Origin of the sequence: Desulfospira joergensenii DSM 10085 (assembly GCF_000420085.1) — a bacterium.
Taxonomy (GTDB): domain Bacteria; phylum Desulfobacterota; class Desulfobacteria; order Desulfobacterales; family Desulfobacteraceae; genus Desulfospira; species Desulfospira joergensenii.
The window spans coordinates 1,780,229-1,796,971 of record NZ_ATUG01000001.1 but is presented as its reverse complement, the minus strand read 5'-3'; the positions used below and the strand labels follow the sequence as shown (position 1 = coordinate 1,796,971).

Below are 16,743 nucleotides of genomic sequence, written 5' to 3'. Positions count from 1 at the left end.
TCCATGTCAGGACACAGTAAGTGGTCGACCATCAAGCATAAGAAAGGCGCCGCGGACAAGAAAAGGGGCAAGATCTTCACCAAGCTGATCAAGGAGATCACCGTGGCCGCCAGGATGGGCGGAGGAGATATAGAGGCAAATCCAAGGCTGCGCCATGCCGTTAATGCGGCCAAGGCCCAGAACATGCCCAAGGATAATTTTGAACGGGCCATTAAAAAGGGAACCGGAGAACTGGAAGGGGTCAACTACGAGGAGATCCTGTACGAAGGATACGGACCCGGCGGCGTGGCCGTCCTGGTGGAGTGCCTCACCGACAACCGGAACCGGACCATTGCCGATATCCGTTATATTTTCGGCAAGGCCGGCGGGAACGTGGGAACCGACGGCTGTGTGGCCTGGATGTTCGATAAAAAGGGGCTGATCTCCGTAAGCAAGGAGGATGCTGACGAGGACAGGATCATGGAAGTGGCCCTGGATGCAGGAGCCGAAGATATCCGGGATGAGGGGGATGTATTTGAAGTCATCACCGAACCCGGGGATTTCGATGCGGTCAAGGATGCGGTGGATGCCGCTGAAATTCCCTGCCAAATGGCCGAGATCACCATGCTTCCCCAGAACATGACCCAGCTGGAAGGCAAGGAGGCTGAGCAGGCAGTCAGATTCATGGATGCCCTGGACGACTGCGATGATGTCCAGAAGTTCTATACCAATGCCGACATCCCGGATGAGGTCTATGAGGCCATGTAAGGGTCCCTGGTCTTGAGAACCTCCTGCCCGGTTTTTTCTGCACGAAAAGACAAAGCACCTGTCCGGCGGACAGGTGCTTTGTCTTTTCAGGAAGAAGCCCTTTTTCCCGGGGAGGGGTCTATTTCTTTTTTCTCTTTTTCTTTTCCCAGGCCTCGTGCTCCCGGATCAGGTCCATGACATCTTCCGGCTCTCCCCCTTCCTTGACCGTCAGGGCATAGGCCTTTTTGCTGACCCGGATCACCTCGATCTCCTTGTTCAGAAAAGTTTGAATCTCATCCAGCAGGGGGCGTTCCTCCTGACTGCAAAAGGAGAGGGCATTTCCCTTCTGGGTCCCCCGGCCGGTTCTTCCCACCCGGTGGACATAGTTTTCCTTTTTATCGGGCAGGTCATAGTTGATCACAAACTGAACGTCCGGGATATCAATGCCCCGGGCGCTGACATCCGTGGCAATGAGGATTTTGGCCCATCCGTTCTTGTACTGCTCCATGACTTCATTTCTTTCTTTCTGATCTTTTTCCCCGTGGATGGTCAGGGATTTGATCCCTCCCCTTTCCAGGGCCTTTGCCACCCGTTCCGCCCGGACCCGGGTCCGGACAAAGACCATGATCCTGGCATCTTCATTGTCCCGGATAAAGGAGCGGAGGAAAAACCGCTTGTCATCCATTTTCACAAAGACCACCTGGTGGGAAACGTTCTTTGAAACCGGATCCTCCGGAGAGATCTGAATCCGGATGGCATTGGTCCTGACCTGGGAAAAGGCCAGTTTTTTGATCTCCCGGTTAATGGTGGCGGAAAAGAACAGGGTCTGGTGCCGGCGGGTCAGCTTTTTTTTGATGGACTTGATGTCGTTGATAAATCCCCTGTCCAGCATCTGGTCGGCTTCGTCCAGGACCAGGGTATCCACGGAAGAGAGGGTGACAAACCCCTGGTGGATGAGATCAAACATCCTTCCCGGGGTGGCTACCAGGACATCGATCCCCCCTTTGAGCCGCTTGATCTGAGCATCCTGCTCCACTCCGCCGAACAGGGCAAAGGTCTTTACCTTTGTATGGCGGCCCAGGGTATTGAAGACCTCTCCGATCTGGCCGGCCAGTTCCCGGGTGGGAACCATGACAATGCACTGGATGCCCCGGGAGCGTTTGGAGGATTTCATCCGGTGGATCCGGTCGATGACGGGGATGGCAAAGGCCGCGGTTTTTCCGGTCCCGGTCTGGGCAATGGCCATGACATCCTCCCTTTTCATGATGGAGGGAATGGCTTTGAACTGGATGTCTGTGGGCCGCTTAAACCCGGCCTGGTCCAGGTTTTCTTTGATCTCCCGGCTGATATGGTACTTTTCAAACTTCATGGGTTGCTCCGTTTAAATGGGGGGCTTTCTTATTCTAAAGAATGTGTGGAAATTTAGGGGCCCGTGCCATGAGGATAACATGGTTTCAGGGGATTGTTCAAAGAATAAGTGGAAGTCGGAGTTGTTGAACCGGGGCCGGTCTTCTTTTAACCGGAAGTCCGGGAGGCGAGATGAGCCTCACCCCTGGACAGAATCTCTTTTTGATCTTCCGGAGCCTTTGGGGTCTCCAGGAGTTCGCAGGTCCGCTCCTTTAGAATTTTTCCGGCTGGAGGCTCTCCCTTGCCCCGCCATTTATCAAGGGATAAAAAGGGCCATACCGTGCTTGAAAACTGGGATTCCCTGAAGTGCCGGGCCGTAAGGCCTGACATGAGGAAATTTCCCCCCGGGCCGATTGTGGAGATGTCTTCAAACCCCACGTTCCCGTCGTCCAGGGAAAAGCCCGAGGTAAAGGTTCTGGACTGGCGGATAAGATCATCTGAAAAGACCACAAGCTCGGGGGAAAAGACCAGGGAATCAAAACATCCGCCCACAAAGGGAACCATGCCCACATTGCCCAGGCAGCTGGTGAGGTGGTTGATGCACAGGGTGGTGGAGGCAAGAAGATCCGCGCCCCAGCCGTTTCCGGAGCCCGAAGTTCCGCAGTGGGGGATATTGTAAAATGTCATCATCTCGGCACAGGCCAGGTTCAGCAGCAGGGTCCCGGGGGAGTAAAAACTGCCGGCATTCTTCATGTCAAAGGCCGCGGGAAGGCTTCCCAGGATAATGGGAGCCCCTTCCCTGAGAAGCTGGCTGTAGACCAGTCCTGCCAGGAGCTCGGCCGTGAGCAGGGCCAGAGTCCCGGCCGGGGTGATGGGACAGGTGGCGCCGGACATTCCGTAATTGGAAAAGATAAAGGGCAGCCCCCTTTCAATGGCGGAGGCCATTTTCATGGCGGTTTCGGAATTGAGAACCAGCGGGGTAATGGGGTTGACATAGGGCAGAACAAAGGGGCGGCCGGACAGATCCGGGTAAAGGTGTTCGCATAGATCCAGGGCCGGATCAAAGGAATCCCAGTCCGAGATCAGCATGACAAGGGGTTTGGTGGTATTGGCCATCATCTCCAGAACACCGAAGAGATCTGCGGTTTCAGGGGGAAGATCCTGAATGATCCCGGGAGTCGAAATAAAATCAAAACCATCCAGAGCATGGCCCAGGCCCACGGCGGCCTTCATGTGGCCGCGGAAAAAAGGCTGGATCTTGCTGGTAAAGGGATCCTGATAATGAAGGTTGGTTACGCCGATCCCAAACTTCGCATCCTGCTCCCGGCTCCCCGTGAGTTCAAAACAGGGGGCTCCCAGGCGGTCATAGATCTGTATGTCAGAGGGTGCCGCCTCAATTGCCCATTGAACAAGATCCCTGGGAATTCTTATGCGCGGGTCTTCTGACGAGGCTCCCACGGCTTTCTGGAAGAGAGTTCTGGCGGTTTTATCATCCACAAGGATCCCGGTCTGTTCCAGGATCAAAAGTGCATCCGTGTGGACCTTGTTGATTTGTTCCCGGGTCATGACCCTGATTTTCGGTTTCAGATCAAACATGGTACATCTTTTCCTTTTTCAACAAAGGCCGCTTCATTGGGTTTAAACGACTAGATAATCATTGGGAAGCAGTCTGTTCACATCAATCCCGCTCATGACGGTCTTCAGGTGGTGCTCCATGGCAATTCCTGCCTGCTCCCCGTTTTTTTCTTCCAGCCATTGAACGATTTTCTGGTGCTCGGCAGGGGAGGTATTGTTAATCCCTGCCAGCTGGTAAAACGGATCAAACAGGATTAGATAAATCGTTGTTTTCTGAATCAGTTCCTTTACATAGTGCACCAGAACCCGGTTACCGGATTTTTCGACAATTTTCAGGTGAAAGGCAGTGTTGATTTCATATTCCTGGTCCTGTTCGTGGGCTCTGAAAACCTCTTCTTCCTTTTTGACCAGCCGGTGGAGTTCTTTAAAGTCTTTGGTGTCCAGCACCGGTGCTGCCAGCAAGGTCGCCATTTTTTCAAGCTGGGCCCGTACCTGGAAAGATTCCTTGATCTCTTCCAGGGTCGGATCGACCACCGAGGCACCTTTGTTCGGGGAAAATTCAGCCAGGCCTTCAAATACCAGGCGCTTGATCGCCCCTTTGACCGTGGCGCGGCTCATGGAAAGGCTTTCGGCCAGGGAGACTTCTTTGAGTTTGCTTCCCTTCTTGATATATCCCTTGCTGATGGCAAGTTTTATCTTATCATAGGCCTTATCTTCTAAGCTGACGGCCATTCATACCTCCTGTATTTCAAAGGGGAGAATAAAGACCATGGCAGAAAAGGAGAGCATGATTTCAAGCAGCGGTCTATAGGATATGGGCGAGAAACTGCCGGGTCCGCATCTCATCGGGGTTGTTGAAGATCTTTTCCGGAGTCCCTTCTTCAACCCAGGTTCCCTGGTCCATGATCATGACGCGGTCGGCCACATCCCGGGCAAAATGGAGTTCGTGGGTGACGGCAATAATGGTCATGCCCTCCTTTGCCAACCGCTCCATAACCTCCACCACCTCTCCCACAAGCTCCGGGTCCAGGGCCGAGGTGGGCTCGTCAAAGAGCATGACCGTGGGTTTCATGGCCAGGCTTCTGGCAATGGCCACCCTCTGCTGCTGTCCGCCGGAGAGACAGGACGGGTACTCATCCCGTTTTTCGGTCAGGCCGACCCATTCGAGAAGTTCTTCCGCATATTGCACCGCTTCCCGTTTTTTCTGCCCCAGGACGGTTATTGGGCCCTCAATGACGTTTTCCAGGGCGGTCATGTGGGGGAAAAGATTAAAGGCCTGGAAGCACATGCCGGTTCTTTTTCTCAGCTCCAGAATCTTTTTATCCCTGTCTCTATGTTTTTCTCCGGCCTGGATCACGATATTGTCCACTTCAACGGTCCCGGCCGTGGGTTCTTCCAAAAAGTTGATGCACCGCAGAAGCGTACTCTTGCCGGATCCGGACGCCCCGAGGATGACAACGGTTTCTCCTTTGGAGACTTCAAGATCAATGCCCTTGAGGACATGATTTTTCCGGCCGAAAAATTTATGAATATTGGCGGCCTTTACCATGGGTGTAGAATTTTTCATCTTTTAGGTTCTCCTGTCGCCCCGGGCCATGTGCCGTTCAATTCTCTCCTGGACATATTGGAGCAGAATGCACATGGCCCAGTATATCAATGCCACCATGATCAGCATTTCCAGGGACTGGAAATGGCGTCGTCCGATTTTTATGGCCCTGTAGCTGAGTTCCCATACGCCCATGAGGGAGACCAGGGAAGAGTCTTTGATCATGGCGATGAATTCATTGGAAACCGGTGGGATGATGACCCGCAGGGCCTGGGGAAAGATCACCCTTTTCATGGTCTGGCTCTCGGTCATTCCCAGGGCCTTGGCCGCCTCTGTCTGGCCGAGTTTAATGGACTGGATACCGGCACGGACGGTTTCCGTCATATAGGCCCCGTAGCAGACCCCCAGGGCCAGGATGCCCGCGGGTACGGCGGGAAGGGTAAGCAGGGACTGCGCCCCGGTAAGGCCGAGATCTTCCAGGGCTTTGCCGATCTGGGGCAGGGCCAGGTACCACATGTAGACCTGAACCAAAAGAGGGGTCCCCCGGATAAGGGATACATAGGAGGTGGCAATGCTGTTGAGTATGGGGTTTTTGGAAAGCCGTCCCAGGGCCCCGACCACGGCCAGGAAACAGGCCAGGGAAATGGCCAGAAAGGCAACCAGAAAAGTATATCCGCTTCCAAGAAGAATGAATGGAAGCCATTTGAGCATAAACCTGAAGTCAAGCCCGATGATAACGAGGGTTGCCGCCATCAGAACTGCCAGAACAGCAAAGGCGATAATCAGGTTCCTACGGTAGGTCGTTTTTCTTGTATCGATTCGATCGAGAACGCTCTGGGCCTCCGGGGGGATGTCGGACTGCCCCGGGGGAATTGTTTTGGCCTCCATTCATAGCTCCTTATGCATCATATGGACATGTGAAACCGGGAAATAAGAGGCGGTTTTGAAGGATTCTCCTGCCAAAACCGCCCTTGGGTTCAGATACTATAATTTGGGGATCAAATTGGTATGGTAGAATTTTTCAGACAATTTAACCAGGGTGCCGTCCTCGTTCATGGATTTGATCACCTCGTTGAGTTTGTCAACCAGGGTCTGGCTGTTGGGCCGGCTCTTATCCAGGGCAAAGCTTAGGGGTTCGTAATAAGGGGGTTCCCCGATCATCTTGATGGGGCAGCCTTTGCCGCATCCCGAGCGGATGGCTTCGGCAACGGTCTGTCTGGATGTGAAAATGGCATCCAGTCTCAGCCCGTCTCCCAGGGAGAGGTCTTCGATGTGGTTGGCATCTGTGGGATAGGTTTTCAGCTCGCCCGCTTCCCAGTCCTGATAGACGATCTTTACATCCTCAATGGAGAGGTCCTTTTGAAGGTATCTTTCGTTGGTGGTCTCTCCGGCGATGCCGATGGTCTTGCCGGCAAGATCAGCGATGGTTTTGATGGTCTTGTTGTCTTTGTGCACGGCAAACTGAGCCGGTGAGCTGTAATAGGGGAGGGTGAACAAAAGGGCGTTTTTTCTTTCCTTGGTGGGGGTCATGGATCCGATGGAGATGTCCCATCTTTTGCCCCATTTTCCTGCGGTGATAAGGTCCCAGTCCGGGGTAATGAACTTTACCTTGACGCCCATCCGTTTGGCCACTTCCTTGGCCACGCTGACATCAAAGCCTTCCAGTTCTCCCTTGTCATTGAGAAAGCTCTGGGGGGCATAATTGGCATCCGTTGAAACCACAATGGTCTTGGCGGCCATGATTTCTTCGAGTGCTGATTTTCCAGCCATTGAGCTTCCTGCCAAAATCAGGGATGCAGATAGAATTAGAGAAAAGATCAAAAACATTTTTTTCATGGTTGAGCCTCCTGTTCATCTTCTATTGTTATTGTCCTGCAGCAAAATGCTGCCGGTATTTATGTCATCCTTTTTTGACAAGCATAGATTGTTGAACAATTTTTGATTGACAAACCTATGAAGGTTTCATAAAAATGTCAAGCCGAAATATTGTTAAACTATGCGTAATTTTTGTTTTTGGCAAGTCCGTAAGGCGATCTCACTTAAAATAATGATACCAGGGGGATCCAAATTGACAATCTTAATTAGTTGCGAGGTGAAAATCTGATGAAACGTAATGTTCATGCAGGACGGCAACTGGGCTCCGGATTGAGTCTCAACATCCTCACCGATGATGAGCTGGATGAGATCCACTACGGAACCCTTGAAGTCCTCAATGAAACGGGCGTTTTCGTAGAAGATGAAAATGCACTGGACTGTTTTGAAGAGGGGGGCGCCATTGTTGACCGGGAGACAAAGAACGTCAAGATTCCGCCTTACATGGTGGAAGATGCCATCCGTTCCGCGCCTCCCAAGGTGGTTCTCCACGGCCGCGACCCCAGACATGATATCGTTCTGGAGACCACCCGGGTTCATTTTACCAATTTCTCCGAAGGGGTGATGGTGAATGACCCCTTTACCGGGGAGAACCGGCCGCCCGTAAAGAAGGACCTTGTGGATTCCGCAAGGGTCATTGATTATCTGCCTGAGATCGATTTTTGTGAAAAGGCCCTGGGCGCCCATGATGTCAACCAGGAAACCGTACCCCTTCACAATGCGGAAGCCTATCTCACAAACACCTCAAAGCATTGTGCCTTTGGCCCGGGAAACGGCAGATTCCTGAAAAAAATCATTGAAATGGGCCAGGCCATTGCCGGCGGGGTCAAGGAATTTAAAAAACGGCCCCTGGTCTCTTTTACCACCTGCCCGGTGAGCCCCTTGAAACTGATTTCCGACTGCTGCGAGATCATCATGGAGTCCGCCAGGAACAACGTGGTCTGTAATATCCTGTCCATGGCCATGGCCGGCGGCACCTCACCGGTCACCCTGGCCGGTACCCTTGTGAATCACAACGCCGAAGTCCTTTCCGGGATTACCCTGGCACAGCTGACCCGGAAAGGGACACCTGTGATTTACGGCAGTTCCACCACGGCAATGGACTTAAAACTTGCCTCCGCCAGCGTGGGCACCCCTGAATGTGCCGTGATCAGCGGAGCCGTGGCAAGACTTGCCCGGTACTATGCATTGCCCAGCTATGTGGCCGGGCAGTAGGGCGACAGCAAAATATCAGATACCCAGACGGGCCATGAAAAGACACTCACCGGACTGATTCCCGCATTGGCAGGTGCCAATATGATTTACGGTTCGGGGATGCTGGAAAGCGGCATCACCTTTGATTACGGCCAGCTGGTTCTGGATTGTGAGTTTGCGCGTATGATCAAGCATACGATTCTCGGGATCCCCGTGAATGATGAGACCCTTGCCATCGATCCTATCAAGGAGACAGGACCGGGCGGAGATTATCTCATGCACAAACACACCTTCAGCCATATGAGGGATCAGTCGGCTCCTGAGCTGATTGACCGGAAGATGCGGGGTTCCTGGGAAAAGGCCGGGGCCACAACCGCCTATGACAGGGCCATGGAAAAGGTCCGGCATATCCTGGAAAACCACGAGCCCGCCCCCCTTCCCCCGGAAGTACTGGCAAAGATCCGGTCCATTGTAGTGGAAACGGAAAAGGAGATGGGGATTATCTCGTAAACAGAACAATCGATTTGAAAAAAAAGGAACTTCAATGGAAAATAAGAATATCACCCTTCCCAAAAACGCCAATGTGGTTATCATCGGAGGCGGTATCATCGGCTGCTCCATTGCCTATCACCTGGGACACATGGGGTGCAAGGATGTTGTACTTCTGGAACGGGATGAACTGACCTCGGGAACCACCTGGCATGCCGCCGGTCTCATGGTCACATTCGGTTCCCTGTCGGAAACCTCTACGGAGATGAGGATCTACGGCCGGGATCTCTATTCAAAGCTTGAAGCGGAAACCGGTCTCACCAGCGGATTTACTCCCATCGGTTTTATCGAAGCCGCCTCCAACCGGGACCGGCTGGAAGAGTACCGCAGGGTGGCCACCTTTAACCGGTACTGCGGAGTGGATGTCCATGAAATCGGCCCTAGCGAGATCAAGGATCTCTTTCCCCTGGCCAAAACAGAGGATCTGCTGGCGGGATTCTATGTAAAGGAAGACGGCCGGGTCAATCCCGTGGACGGCACCATGGCCCTGGCCAAAGGCGCAAGGAACCAGGGGGTGAGCATCTTTGAAAAGACCCCCTGCACAGGCATCATCAAAAAGAACGGGAAGGTCACCGGGGTCAGGACCGCCCAGGGCGATATCACCGCCGATGTGGTGGTCAACTGCGCCGGCATGTGGGCCCGGCAGCTGGGAGACGCCGCAGGCGTCAACATCCCCAACCAGTCCACCGAGCATTATTACCTGATCACCGAGGAGATCGACAACATCCCCAAGAACATGCCCGTACTGGAAGATCCTTCCCACTACGGCTACTACCGGGAAGAAGTGGGCGGTCTCATGATCGGCCTGTTTGAACCCAAGTGCGCCCCCTGGAACCTGAAAAAGGTGCCTGAAACCTTTTCCTTCGGCGAGATCGAACCTGACTGGGACCGCATGGGTCCCTTCCTGGAAAAGGCCATGGCCCGGGTTCCCATCACCCAGGAACTGGGCATTAAAAAGTTTTTCTGCGGACCGGAAAGCTTTACCGCGGATCTGGGCCCCATCATCGGGGAAGCCCCTGAACTCAAGAACTACTTTGTCTGTGCGGGCCTAAACTCCATCGGAATCATCATGGGCCCGGGCCTGGGGAGGATGATGGCCCACTGGATCATGGACGGCGATCCCGGCGTGGACATCACCGGTTTCAACATCGACCGGCTCCACACCTACCAGAACAACGTCGAGTACAGAAAACACAGAACCGTGGAATCCCTGGGCAAGGTCTACAAATGCCACTATCCCTTCCAGTCCATGGAAACGGCAAGGGGCGCCAAAAAGAGCGTGATCTATGACCGGCTCAAGGACCAGGGCGCTTATTTCAAGGATGTCAGCGGCTGGGAAGGGGCGGACTGGTTTGCCCCTGAGGGCAGAAAAGCGAAGATCGAAAAACATTCCTGGGTCAAGGAAGAGTGGTTTGACTTCTGGAAAGCCGAGCACGAGGCAGCCAGGGAAAACGTCATCCTCATGGACATGTCTTTCATGTCCAAGTTCATGGTCCAGGGACGGGATGCCGGCAAGGTACTCGATTATATCTCAGCCAACGATGTAAACGGTTCCGTGGGCCGGATCACCTATACCCCCTGGCTCAACCAAAAGGGAAAGCTGGAAGCCGATCTTACCGTGGCCAAGCTCACCCAAGAAAAGTTCATGGTTGTGGTGACAGACACCATGCACCGCCATGCCCAGACCTGGCTGGAACGGAATATCCCCGAAGACGCCCATGCTTTTGCCACGGACATGACCTCTGCCTATGCCCAGATCAATATCCAGGGTCCCAGATCCCGGGAGCTGATGCAGGCCGTTACAGATGCGGACATGTCCAATGGGGCCTTTCCCTACCGTCATGTTCAGGAAATCTCCATCGGCTACGGCCGGGCCATCTGCGTCAGACTGACCTATCTGGGCGAGCTGGGATACGAACTTTACATCCCCTGTGAACACGCCCTTCATATCTACGACACCCTGGTGGAGGCCGGCAAAACCTTCGGCCTCAAGCATGCAGGCCTCAAGGCCCTGGGCAGTCTGAGAATGGAAAAAGGCTACCGGGACTACGGCCATGACATGGACAATACCGATGATCCCTATGAGGTCGGACTGGGGTTTGCCGTTAAACTGGATAAGCCCGGCGGCTTCATCGGCCGGGAGGCCTGTGTGGAAAAGAAGGCCCAGGGTCCCTTGAAGAGACGGCTGGCCCAGGTATTGGTAAAAGATCCCGAGCCCCTGCTCTTCCATGCAGAGATCATCACCCGGAACGGTGAAAATGCAGGGTATGTGCGGTCCGGATCCTATTGCTACACCCTGGGCGGGGCCGTGGGCCTGTTCATGATCGAAACCGGGGATGTGGTGGACCAGGACTTCATTGACCAGGGCAAATGGGAGATCAACATTGCCGGAAAAACCTATCCGGCCGAGGTCTCTCTCAAACCCATGTACGATCCCGGGATGAAGAGGATTAAGGCCTGAAACATCCGCCAAGAGGATGGTATGACGAGAAAATAAAGAGATAGTAAGGAAAGATAAGAATATGAAAATCTGTGTATGTGTAAAACATGTCCCTGACACCGCCGCCACCATAAAGGTGGCCGGAGAGGCAGGGTTTGAAGCCGGAGATATCAAGTTTATCGCCAACCCCTATGATGAATACGGCATCGAAGAAGCCGTCACCCTTGCCGAAAAACAGGGGGGGGAAGTGGTGATCCTTACGGTGGGCCCCGCAGATGCGGTATCCACCATCCGGGGAGCCATGGCCATGGGAGCCCACCGGGCCATCCTGGTGAAAACCGATTCCCAGCTCCTGGACAGTGAAACCACGGCAAAGGCCTTAAAAGGGGCCATGGATCAGGACGGGCTCCCGGATCTGATCTTCACGGGAAAAGGATCTGTGGATACGGAAAGCTTCCAGACCCAGTACCGTCTGGCCGGATACCTGGACATGCCGGTGGTCAACGAAGTCTCTGCCCTGACCGTTGAAACGGATAAGGCAATTGCCGAAATAGAAATCGGCTCCGGAGAAAAACAGGTCATTGAACTGGGACTTCCCTGTGTGATCGGGGCGGCCAAGGGTCTGAACGAACCCCGGTATCCCAAGTTCCCCGATATCATGAAGGCCAAGAAAAAACAGATCACGGAAATGGATCTGTCCGGCCTCGGCATCGACCCTTCCGGGGGCCGGGTGAGCATTGAAAAACTGGAGCCTGCCCCGGAAAGAACCGGTGCAAAAATGATTGAAGGATCCATAGAGGATCAGGTGACCGAATTGGTCAGAATCCTTAAAGAGGATGAAAAGGTTTTATAAGGAGAACAGGATATGGCCAAAACAGGCGTTTTAATAGAGATTGAAAATACCAAAGTGAAAGAGACCAGTCTGGGAGTGATGACTGCGGCTGCGGGCCAGGAGATCTATGCCCTGGTACTGGGCAAGGACGGACCGGCCGTAAAAGATGCCCTGGCTGAATACGGGGCCGCCCATGTGGTCAGCATTATAGGTGATATTGGTGCCAGCCCGGATCTGACGGCCCAGGCCCTTGCCGGGGCTGTAAAGGAGTATCAGCTTGATGCCCTTCTGGGGACGGCCGGCGCAACGGGCAGAGACCTGTTTGCAAGGCTTGCCGTGATTCTGGATGAGCCCCTGGTCTCCGACTGCGTGGCCGTCAATATATCGGATAAGACAGCGAAAAAATCCCATTTTTCAGGCAAGACCTTTGCCACCCTGAAAGTGGATGCATCTGTCTTCCTGTGCACGCTTAGGCCCAATACCATCGATCCTTCTCCGGCACCCTGTTCCTGCGATGTCCTGGAGTTCGCAGCCGATGTGACCGGCCCGGGCCGGGTCAGGATCGTGGAAACCCGGCAGGCCAAAGAGGGCGGCCCGGATCTCACCGAAGCCCCGGTGGTCATCACCGGCGGCCGTGCCATTAAGGCGGCTGAGAACTACTCCATGCTGGATGAGTGTGCCCGGAAACTGGGGGCCGCTGTCGGCGCTTCAAGGGCGGCCGTGGACGCAGGCTTTGCTCCCCACACCATGCAGGTGGGCCAGACCGGCAAGACCGTCAGCCCCAAGCTTTATATTGCCTGCGGCGTGTCCGGAGCGGTCCAGCATTTTGCCGGAATGAAGACATCCAAGGTGATCGTGGCCGTCAATGAAGACAAGGATGCCCCGATTTTTTCCAAATGCGACTATGGGATCGTGGGGGATATCTTTGATGTGATTCCTGCATTGACTGAAAAATTGTAGGAAATCCTGAATTTTCCTAAAGGAGGGTGGATCGGATGGGATCACATGGACTCTAAATCCATGCAGCCGGGTGCGACTCCCGGGCTCTCCGCCATCCAAAGGGTTTGTTGATCCTTTAAACAATGCGTTTAAAAGATTGACAAACCCTTTGCTTAATTGAATGATGAGCAGCAATGGACGAGAAAAAAAAAGCCCCGGTTAAAAAGAGATTTTATAGAAAACGGGTACGGCTCTTTAACCTCATCGATAAGATCAAGCTCTGGCCGTCCAGGACAGGTCAGCTTCACGGGATCCGGTCCATCGACATCATGGGGGAAACCGCCCGGCTGACCACCCATTGCAACAAGGAGTTTATGATTGCCAATTCCATGAACTCCAGGGCGGGTCGGTGGCTCAGGAACAAATGGTTTGTCAGTGTATGTCCGGCCTGCGGGGTTCCGGACTGGAAGCTGGAGAAGTACTCCTCAACCATATTTAAGCGGAACCAGGGCTCTATGCTGATAAAAGACCATACAAAAGAAACCCACATAAAAGAAACCAATGACAAAAAAGATCCTTTGGCCGGCCCCAAAGCCGGTGAAGGGAAGGGGTCCTGACAAGAGAAAATGAGCCAGGCCTTTCATGATTTGACCGGGATTGTAAACAGGTTGGAGAAGAATCATCCGGTAAAAAAAGAAGAGATCGAGTATCTTCTGGGGCTTTCTGATCCCCGGGAGATGGATCTGCTTTTCAGGGCCGCCCGGAGGGCCAGGTCCGGATATTTCGGCCCAAAGATCTTTTTGTACGGGTTTTTATATTTTTCCACATACTGCCGGAATGACTGCGCCTTCTGTCAGTACAGGAAATCCAACCAGGCCCTTCCCCGGTATAGGAAAACAGAGTCTGAAATTATAAATGCGGCAAAAGAGATGGCCGGGGCCGGGGTCCACCTGGTGGACCTGACCATGGGGGAAGACCCCGGGGTTTACTCCCCAGGAGAGTCCGGGTTCGGCCCCCTGGTCCGCATGATCCAATCCCTTGAAAATGAAATCCGGCTCCCATTGATGATCTCCCCGGGCGTGCTCCCGGATACTGTTCTTGAAGAGCTGGCCAGGGAAAGGATCACCTGGTATGCCTGCTACCAGGAGACCCATAATTTTTCTTTGTACAAGACCCTTCGGCCGGGACAGGAATTTGAAAAACGGCTGGCAGCCAAGCAGAAGGCCAAAGATCTTGGGATGCTTATTGAAGAGGGCATTCTGACCGGTGTGGGAGAGAGTCTGGAAGACCTGGCCGATTCCATTGTCTGGATGAAAGAGTTCGGAGTGGATCAGGCACGGGTGATGACCTTTGTTCCCCAGGCCAACACCCCCATGGCCCATACCGTTGCCCAGGATCATGTAAAAGAATGCATTATCATCGCGGTGATGCGGCTGGTCATGCCGGAGATTCTCATTCCGGCCTCCCTGGACGTGGACGGGCTTTCCGGGTTACAGGCAAGACTGGATGCCGGCGCCAATGTGGTGACATCCATTGTTCCTCCCCAGAAGGGCCTGGCCGGAGTGGCCCATCATTCCCTGGATATTGAGGACTCCCGCAGGACAGTGGATCAACTCCTTCCTGTCCTGAAAACCTGCGGCCTGGAACCTGCCCTGCCGGAAGAGTACAGGGCCTGGACAGCCGCCAGGATGGACAGGACCGGTCCATCTTTCCAGCAAAAGGGAGCCTGATATGCGGATCGCCGTGGTGGGGGGAAAACTCCAGGGAGTGGAGGCTGTTTATCTGGCAAAAAAGGCAGGCTGGGAAACCCTGGTTCTGGACAGGAATATAAAGGCGCCGGCAACAGGACTCTGCGACCGGTTTATGGAGTTTGAGTTCAGCCCTGAACATCCCGTTCCCCGGGATTGTCCCAGGGTGGATCTTATCCTTCCGGCATTTGAGAATGAACGGGCCCTGGGGGCCCTGGAGACCTGGTCCAGGATCAAAAAGATTCCCCTGGCCTTTGATATGGCGGCATTCAGGCTTTCCAGCTCCAAGCTGGCATCGGATCTGCTCTTTAAAAAAATGAATCTTCCGGCCCCCCTGCCGTGGCCGGACTGCCCTTTCCCCGTGGTGGTGAAACCGGACCAGGACAGCGGCAGCCGGGGTGTTGAAGTGCTCAGGGATCCCAAGGAATACTCCCGATGGCTTTCAAGTCATCCCGAACAGGAGGGCCGGGTGATTCAGGAGTACATGGATGGTCCCTCCTTTTCCCTGGAGGTTCTGGGATGTCCCGGATCCTACCGGGCTCTGCAGGTAACGGACCTGAGTATGGACAAGGTCTATGACTGCAAGCGGGTCACGGCCCCGACCCGGCTTTTGCCCCATCAGATAAAGAAGTTCGAAAAGATGGCCCTTGCCCTTGCCGCAGAGATAAAACTGACCGGGATCATGGATGTTGAAGTGATTCTTTCCAGGGATGAGCTCAAACTCCTGGAAATCGATGCCCGGCTTCCCAGCCAGACCCCCATGACGGTTTTTGGGTCCACGGGGATCAACATGGTTGAACTGCTGGGCCGTCTGTTCCTGGGGGGGGAACCTGCCCGGCCCGGACAAAATAAGGAGCGGTTTGCCCTTGTGGAGCATGTCCGGGTCTCCAGGGCCCATTTGGAGGTGGCAGGGGAGCATATCATGTCCCGGCAGGGGCCGTTGAGACTTGAAACCGGGTTTTTCGGCTGTGACGAAGCCATTACCAGTTACAAGCCCGGAGACCCTGAATGGGTGGCCACCCTGATTTTTAGCGGCCGGTCCCGGGAAGAGGTGGAAGCCCGGCAGCAGGACTGCCATGGCCGTATCCGGGAACATCAAAAGGTTTAATCCTGGGGAGAAATCCAAGTGACCCGTTTAAAAGAAAGCGATATCAGCCATATCTCATCCAATCTGCCGGCCTATGACCGGGAGCTTTCAGCCAAAACAGGAAAAACATTATTGGGGATTGCCTGCCATGCCTGCCGTGCCGATGAGATGAAGATCAGAGAGCAGGCCGGGACCTTTTCCATCCAGGTGGTTCCGGTCACGGCCGGTCAGGGCATTATCGGGGATTTCAGTCAAACCGTTGCCGCCATTTTACACTTTATGGGATTTAAGGCCCGGGTTTCTGACAGGCCGGATATCTCCGGAATTGCCGCCGCCTTTGAGCAGGGGGCAGACGCCGTCATGACGGCCGATGATCACAGGTTTGTGGGCATCAACTTACAGACCCGGACCGTGTCGGATAATTCCCGGGCAACCGGCCGGGTCTTTGCCGGAGGCCTTGATCTCATGGCCCGGGGGATCAAGGACAAAGAGGTGCTGGTGATGGGGTGCGGCCCCGTGGGGGAGGCAGCTGCAAAAACCCTTTTATCCTTGGGGGCAAGGGTGGGCCTGTACGATCTTGACCCTTCTGCCGCCCATGCATCAAGGCAAAGGCTTTCAGATGGGGCAGGGAGAGGAACCTCCATGGTTGAGGAAAATCTGGACCGGGCACTTTTAGGCTATTCCCATATTCTGGAAGCCACCCCCGCAGAAGAGAGCCTTCCGCTTGAATCGATATCCGATCAAATGCTTGTGGCCGCGCCCGGGGTTCCCCTGGGAGTTCCGGCAAAGGGCTGTGAGATTCTGGGAGACCGGCTTCTGCATGATACCCTGGAGCTGGGTGTCGCTGCCATGGCCGTTTCCCTGCTTTTATAGCTAAGATGAGCCCAT

14 protein-coding genes and 1 pseudogene are annotated in these 16,743 nt (G+C 54.2%); 9 read left to right on the top strand and 6 right to left on the bottom strand.

The genetic code is table 11. From position 1 onward, the window contains the following. Window positions 1-3 precede the first annotated feature (3 nt). Complete coding sequence (locus F608_RS0109070) at window positions 4-747, top strand: YebC/PmpR family DNA-binding transcriptional regulator (protein ID WP_022665311.1); 744 nt, start codon at window positions 4-6, stop codon at window positions 745-747. Between the two features lie 118 nt (window positions 748-865). Here the strand turns inward: F608_RS0109070 and F608_RS0109065 are convergent, their stop codons facing one another. The 6 genes from F608_RS0109065 to F608_RS0109040 form a co-directional block, all read right to left on the bottom strand. Further along, window positions 866-2,095 (bottom strand): DEAD/DEAH box helicase, encoded by a 1,230-nt coding sequence (locus tag F608_RS0109065; protein ID WP_022665310.1) that lies wholly within the window; start codon window positions 2,093-2,095, stop codon window positions 866-868. 146 nt (window positions 2,096-2,241) lie between these two features. Beyond that, complete coding sequence (locus F608_RS0109060; protein ID WP_022665309.1) at window positions 2,242-3,669, bottom strand: trimethylamine methyltransferase family protein; 1,428 nt, start codon at window positions 3,667-3,669, stop codon at window positions 2,242-2,244. Window positions 3,670-3,711: 42 nt separating this feature from the next. Continuing rightward, window positions 3,712-4,380 carry a GntR family transcriptional regulator gene (locus F608_RS0109055; RefSeq protein ID WP_022665308.1) on the bottom strand — a complete coding sequence of 223 codons (669 nt, stop codon included), beginning with the start codon at window positions 4,378-4,380 and terminating at the stop codon, window positions 3,712-3,714. A gap of 73 nt (window positions 4,381-4,453) precedes the next feature. After that, window positions 4,454-5,215: an amino acid ABC transporter ATP-binding protein gene (locus tag F608_RS0109050; protein ID WP_022665307.1), complete on the bottom strand. Its 762-nt coding sequence runs from the start codon at window positions 5,213-5,215 to the stop codon at window positions 4,454-4,456. 3 nt (window positions 5,216-5,218) lie between these two features. Then, on the bottom strand, window positions 5,219-6,082 hold the full coding sequence (locus F608_RS31275) for an amino acid ABC transporter permease (RefSeq protein WP_022665306.1): 864 nt from the start codon (window positions 6,080-6,082) through the stop codon (window positions 5,219-5,221). Window positions 6,083-6,178: 96 nt separating this feature from the next. Beyond that, window positions 6,179-6,964, bottom strand: coding sequence for a transporter substrate-binding domain-containing protein (locus F608_RS0109040; RefSeq protein WP_161626840.1), 786 nt, complete (start codon window positions 6,962-6,964; stop codon window positions 6,179-6,181). Between the two features lie 333 nt (window positions 6,965-7,297). On the opposite strand from F608_RS0109040, the pseudogene mttB reads away from it, so the two are divergent. The 8 genes and pseudogenes from mttB (at window position 7,298) to pylD (ending at window position 16,728) form a co-directional block, all read left to right on the top strand. After that, window positions 7,298-8,770: pseudogene (gene mttB / locus F608_RS0109035) on the top strand ([trimethylamine--corrinoid protein] Co-methyltransferase). 34 nt (window positions 8,771-8,804) lie between these two features. Then, window positions 8,805-11,270, top strand: a complete 2,466-nt coding sequence (locus tag F608_RS0109025; RefSeq protein WP_022665304.1) for a GcvT family protein — start codon at window positions 8,805-8,807, stop codon at window positions 11,268-11,270. A 61-nt stretch (window positions 11,271-11,331) separates the two neighbouring features. Further along, on the top strand, window positions 11,332-12,102 hold the full coding sequence (locus tag F608_RS0109020) for an electron transfer flavoprotein subunit beta/FixA family protein (protein WP_022665303.1): 771 nt from the start codon (window positions 11,332-11,334) through the stop codon (window positions 12,100-12,102). Between the two features lie 12 nt (window positions 12,103-12,114). Then, entirely contained in the window at window positions 12,115-13,041 is a 927-nt protein-coding gene (locus F608_RS0109015) for an electron transfer flavoprotein subunit alpha/FixB family protein (protein WP_027362602.1), read from the top strand. Between the two features lie 173 nt (window positions 13,042-13,214). After that, complete coding sequence (gene pylSn, locus F608_RS31270) at window positions 13,215-13,637, top strand: pyrrolysine--tRNA(Pyl) ligase small subunit (protein ID WP_022665302.1); 423 nt, start codon at window positions 13,215-13,217, stop codon at window positions 13,635-13,637. A 9-nt stretch (window positions 13,638-13,646) separates the two neighbouring features. Continuing rightward, complete coding sequence (pylB, locus tag F608_RS0109005) at window positions 13,647-14,750, top strand: methylornithine synthase PylB (protein WP_022665301.1); 1,104 nt, start codon at window positions 13,647-13,649, stop codon at window positions 14,748-14,750. Between the two features lies 1 nt (window position 14,751). Beyond that, on the top strand, window positions 14,752-15,876 hold the full coding sequence (gene pylC, locus F608_RS31265; RefSeq protein WP_022665300.1) for a 3-methylornithine--L-lysine ligase PylC: 1,125 nt from the start codon (window positions 14,752-14,754) through the stop codon (window positions 15,874-15,876). Between the two features lie 18 nt (window positions 15,877-15,894). Continuing rightward, window positions 15,895-16,728: a 3-methylornithyl-N6-L-lysine dehydrogenase PylD gene (gene pylD / locus F608_RS0108995; RefSeq protein WP_022665299.1), complete on the top strand. Its 834-nt coding sequence runs from the start codon at window positions 15,895-15,897 to the stop codon at window positions 16,726-16,728. The last annotated feature ends 15 nt before the right edge of the window (window positions 16,729-16,743 follow it).

Bases quoted from the DNA above. Each gene is read 5' to 3' on its own strand.
- F608_RS0109070 (WP_022665311.1), top strand. From the start codon at position 4: ATGTCAGGACACAGTAAGTGGTCGACCATCAAGCATAAGAAAGGCGCC.
- F608_RS0109065 (WP_022665310.1), bottom strand. From the start codon at position 2,095: ATGAAGTTTGAAAAGTACCATATCAGCCGGGAGATCAAAGAAAACCTG.
- F608_RS0109060 (WP_022665309.1), bottom strand. From the start codon at position 3,669: ATGTTTGATCTGAAACCGAAAATCAGGGTCATGACCCGGGAACAAATC.
- F608_RS0109055 (WP_022665308.1), bottom strand. From the start codon at position 4,380: ATGGCCGTCAGCTTAGAAGATAAGGCCTATGATAAGATAAAACTTGCC.
- F608_RS0109050 (WP_022665307.1), bottom strand. From the start codon at position 5,215: ATGAAAAATTCTACACCCATGGTAAAGGCCGCCAATATTCATAAATTT.
- F608_RS31275 (WP_022665306.1), bottom strand. From the start codon at position 6,082: ATGGAGGCCAAAACAATTCCCCCGGGGCAGTCCGACATCCCCCCGGAG.
- F608_RS0109040 (WP_161626840.1), bottom strand. From the start codon at position 6,964: ATGGCTGGAAAATCAGCACTCGAAGAAATCATGGCCGCCAAGACCATT.
- F608_RS0109025 (WP_022665304.1), top strand. From the start codon at position 8,805: ATGGAAAATAAGAATATCACCCTTCCCAAAAACGCCAATGTGGTTATC.
- F608_RS0109020 (WP_022665303.1), top strand. From the start codon at position 11,332: ATGAAAATCTGTGTATGTGTAAAACATGTCCCTGACACCGCCGCCACC.
- F608_RS0109015 (WP_027362602.1), top strand. From the start codon at position 12,115: ATGGCCAAAACAGGCGTTTTAATAGAGATTGAAAATACCAAAGTGAAA.
- pylSn (WP_022665302.1), top strand. From the start codon at position 13,215: ATGGACGAGAAAAAAAAAGCCCCGGTTAAAAAGAGATTTTATAGAAAA.
- pylB (WP_022665301.1), top strand. From the start codon at position 13,647: ATGAGCCAGGCCTTTCATGATTTGACCGGGATTGTAAACAGGTTGGAG.
- pylC (WP_022665300.1), top strand. From the start codon at position 14,752: ATGCGGATCGCCGTGGTGGGGGGAAAACTCCAGGGAGTGGAGGCTGTT.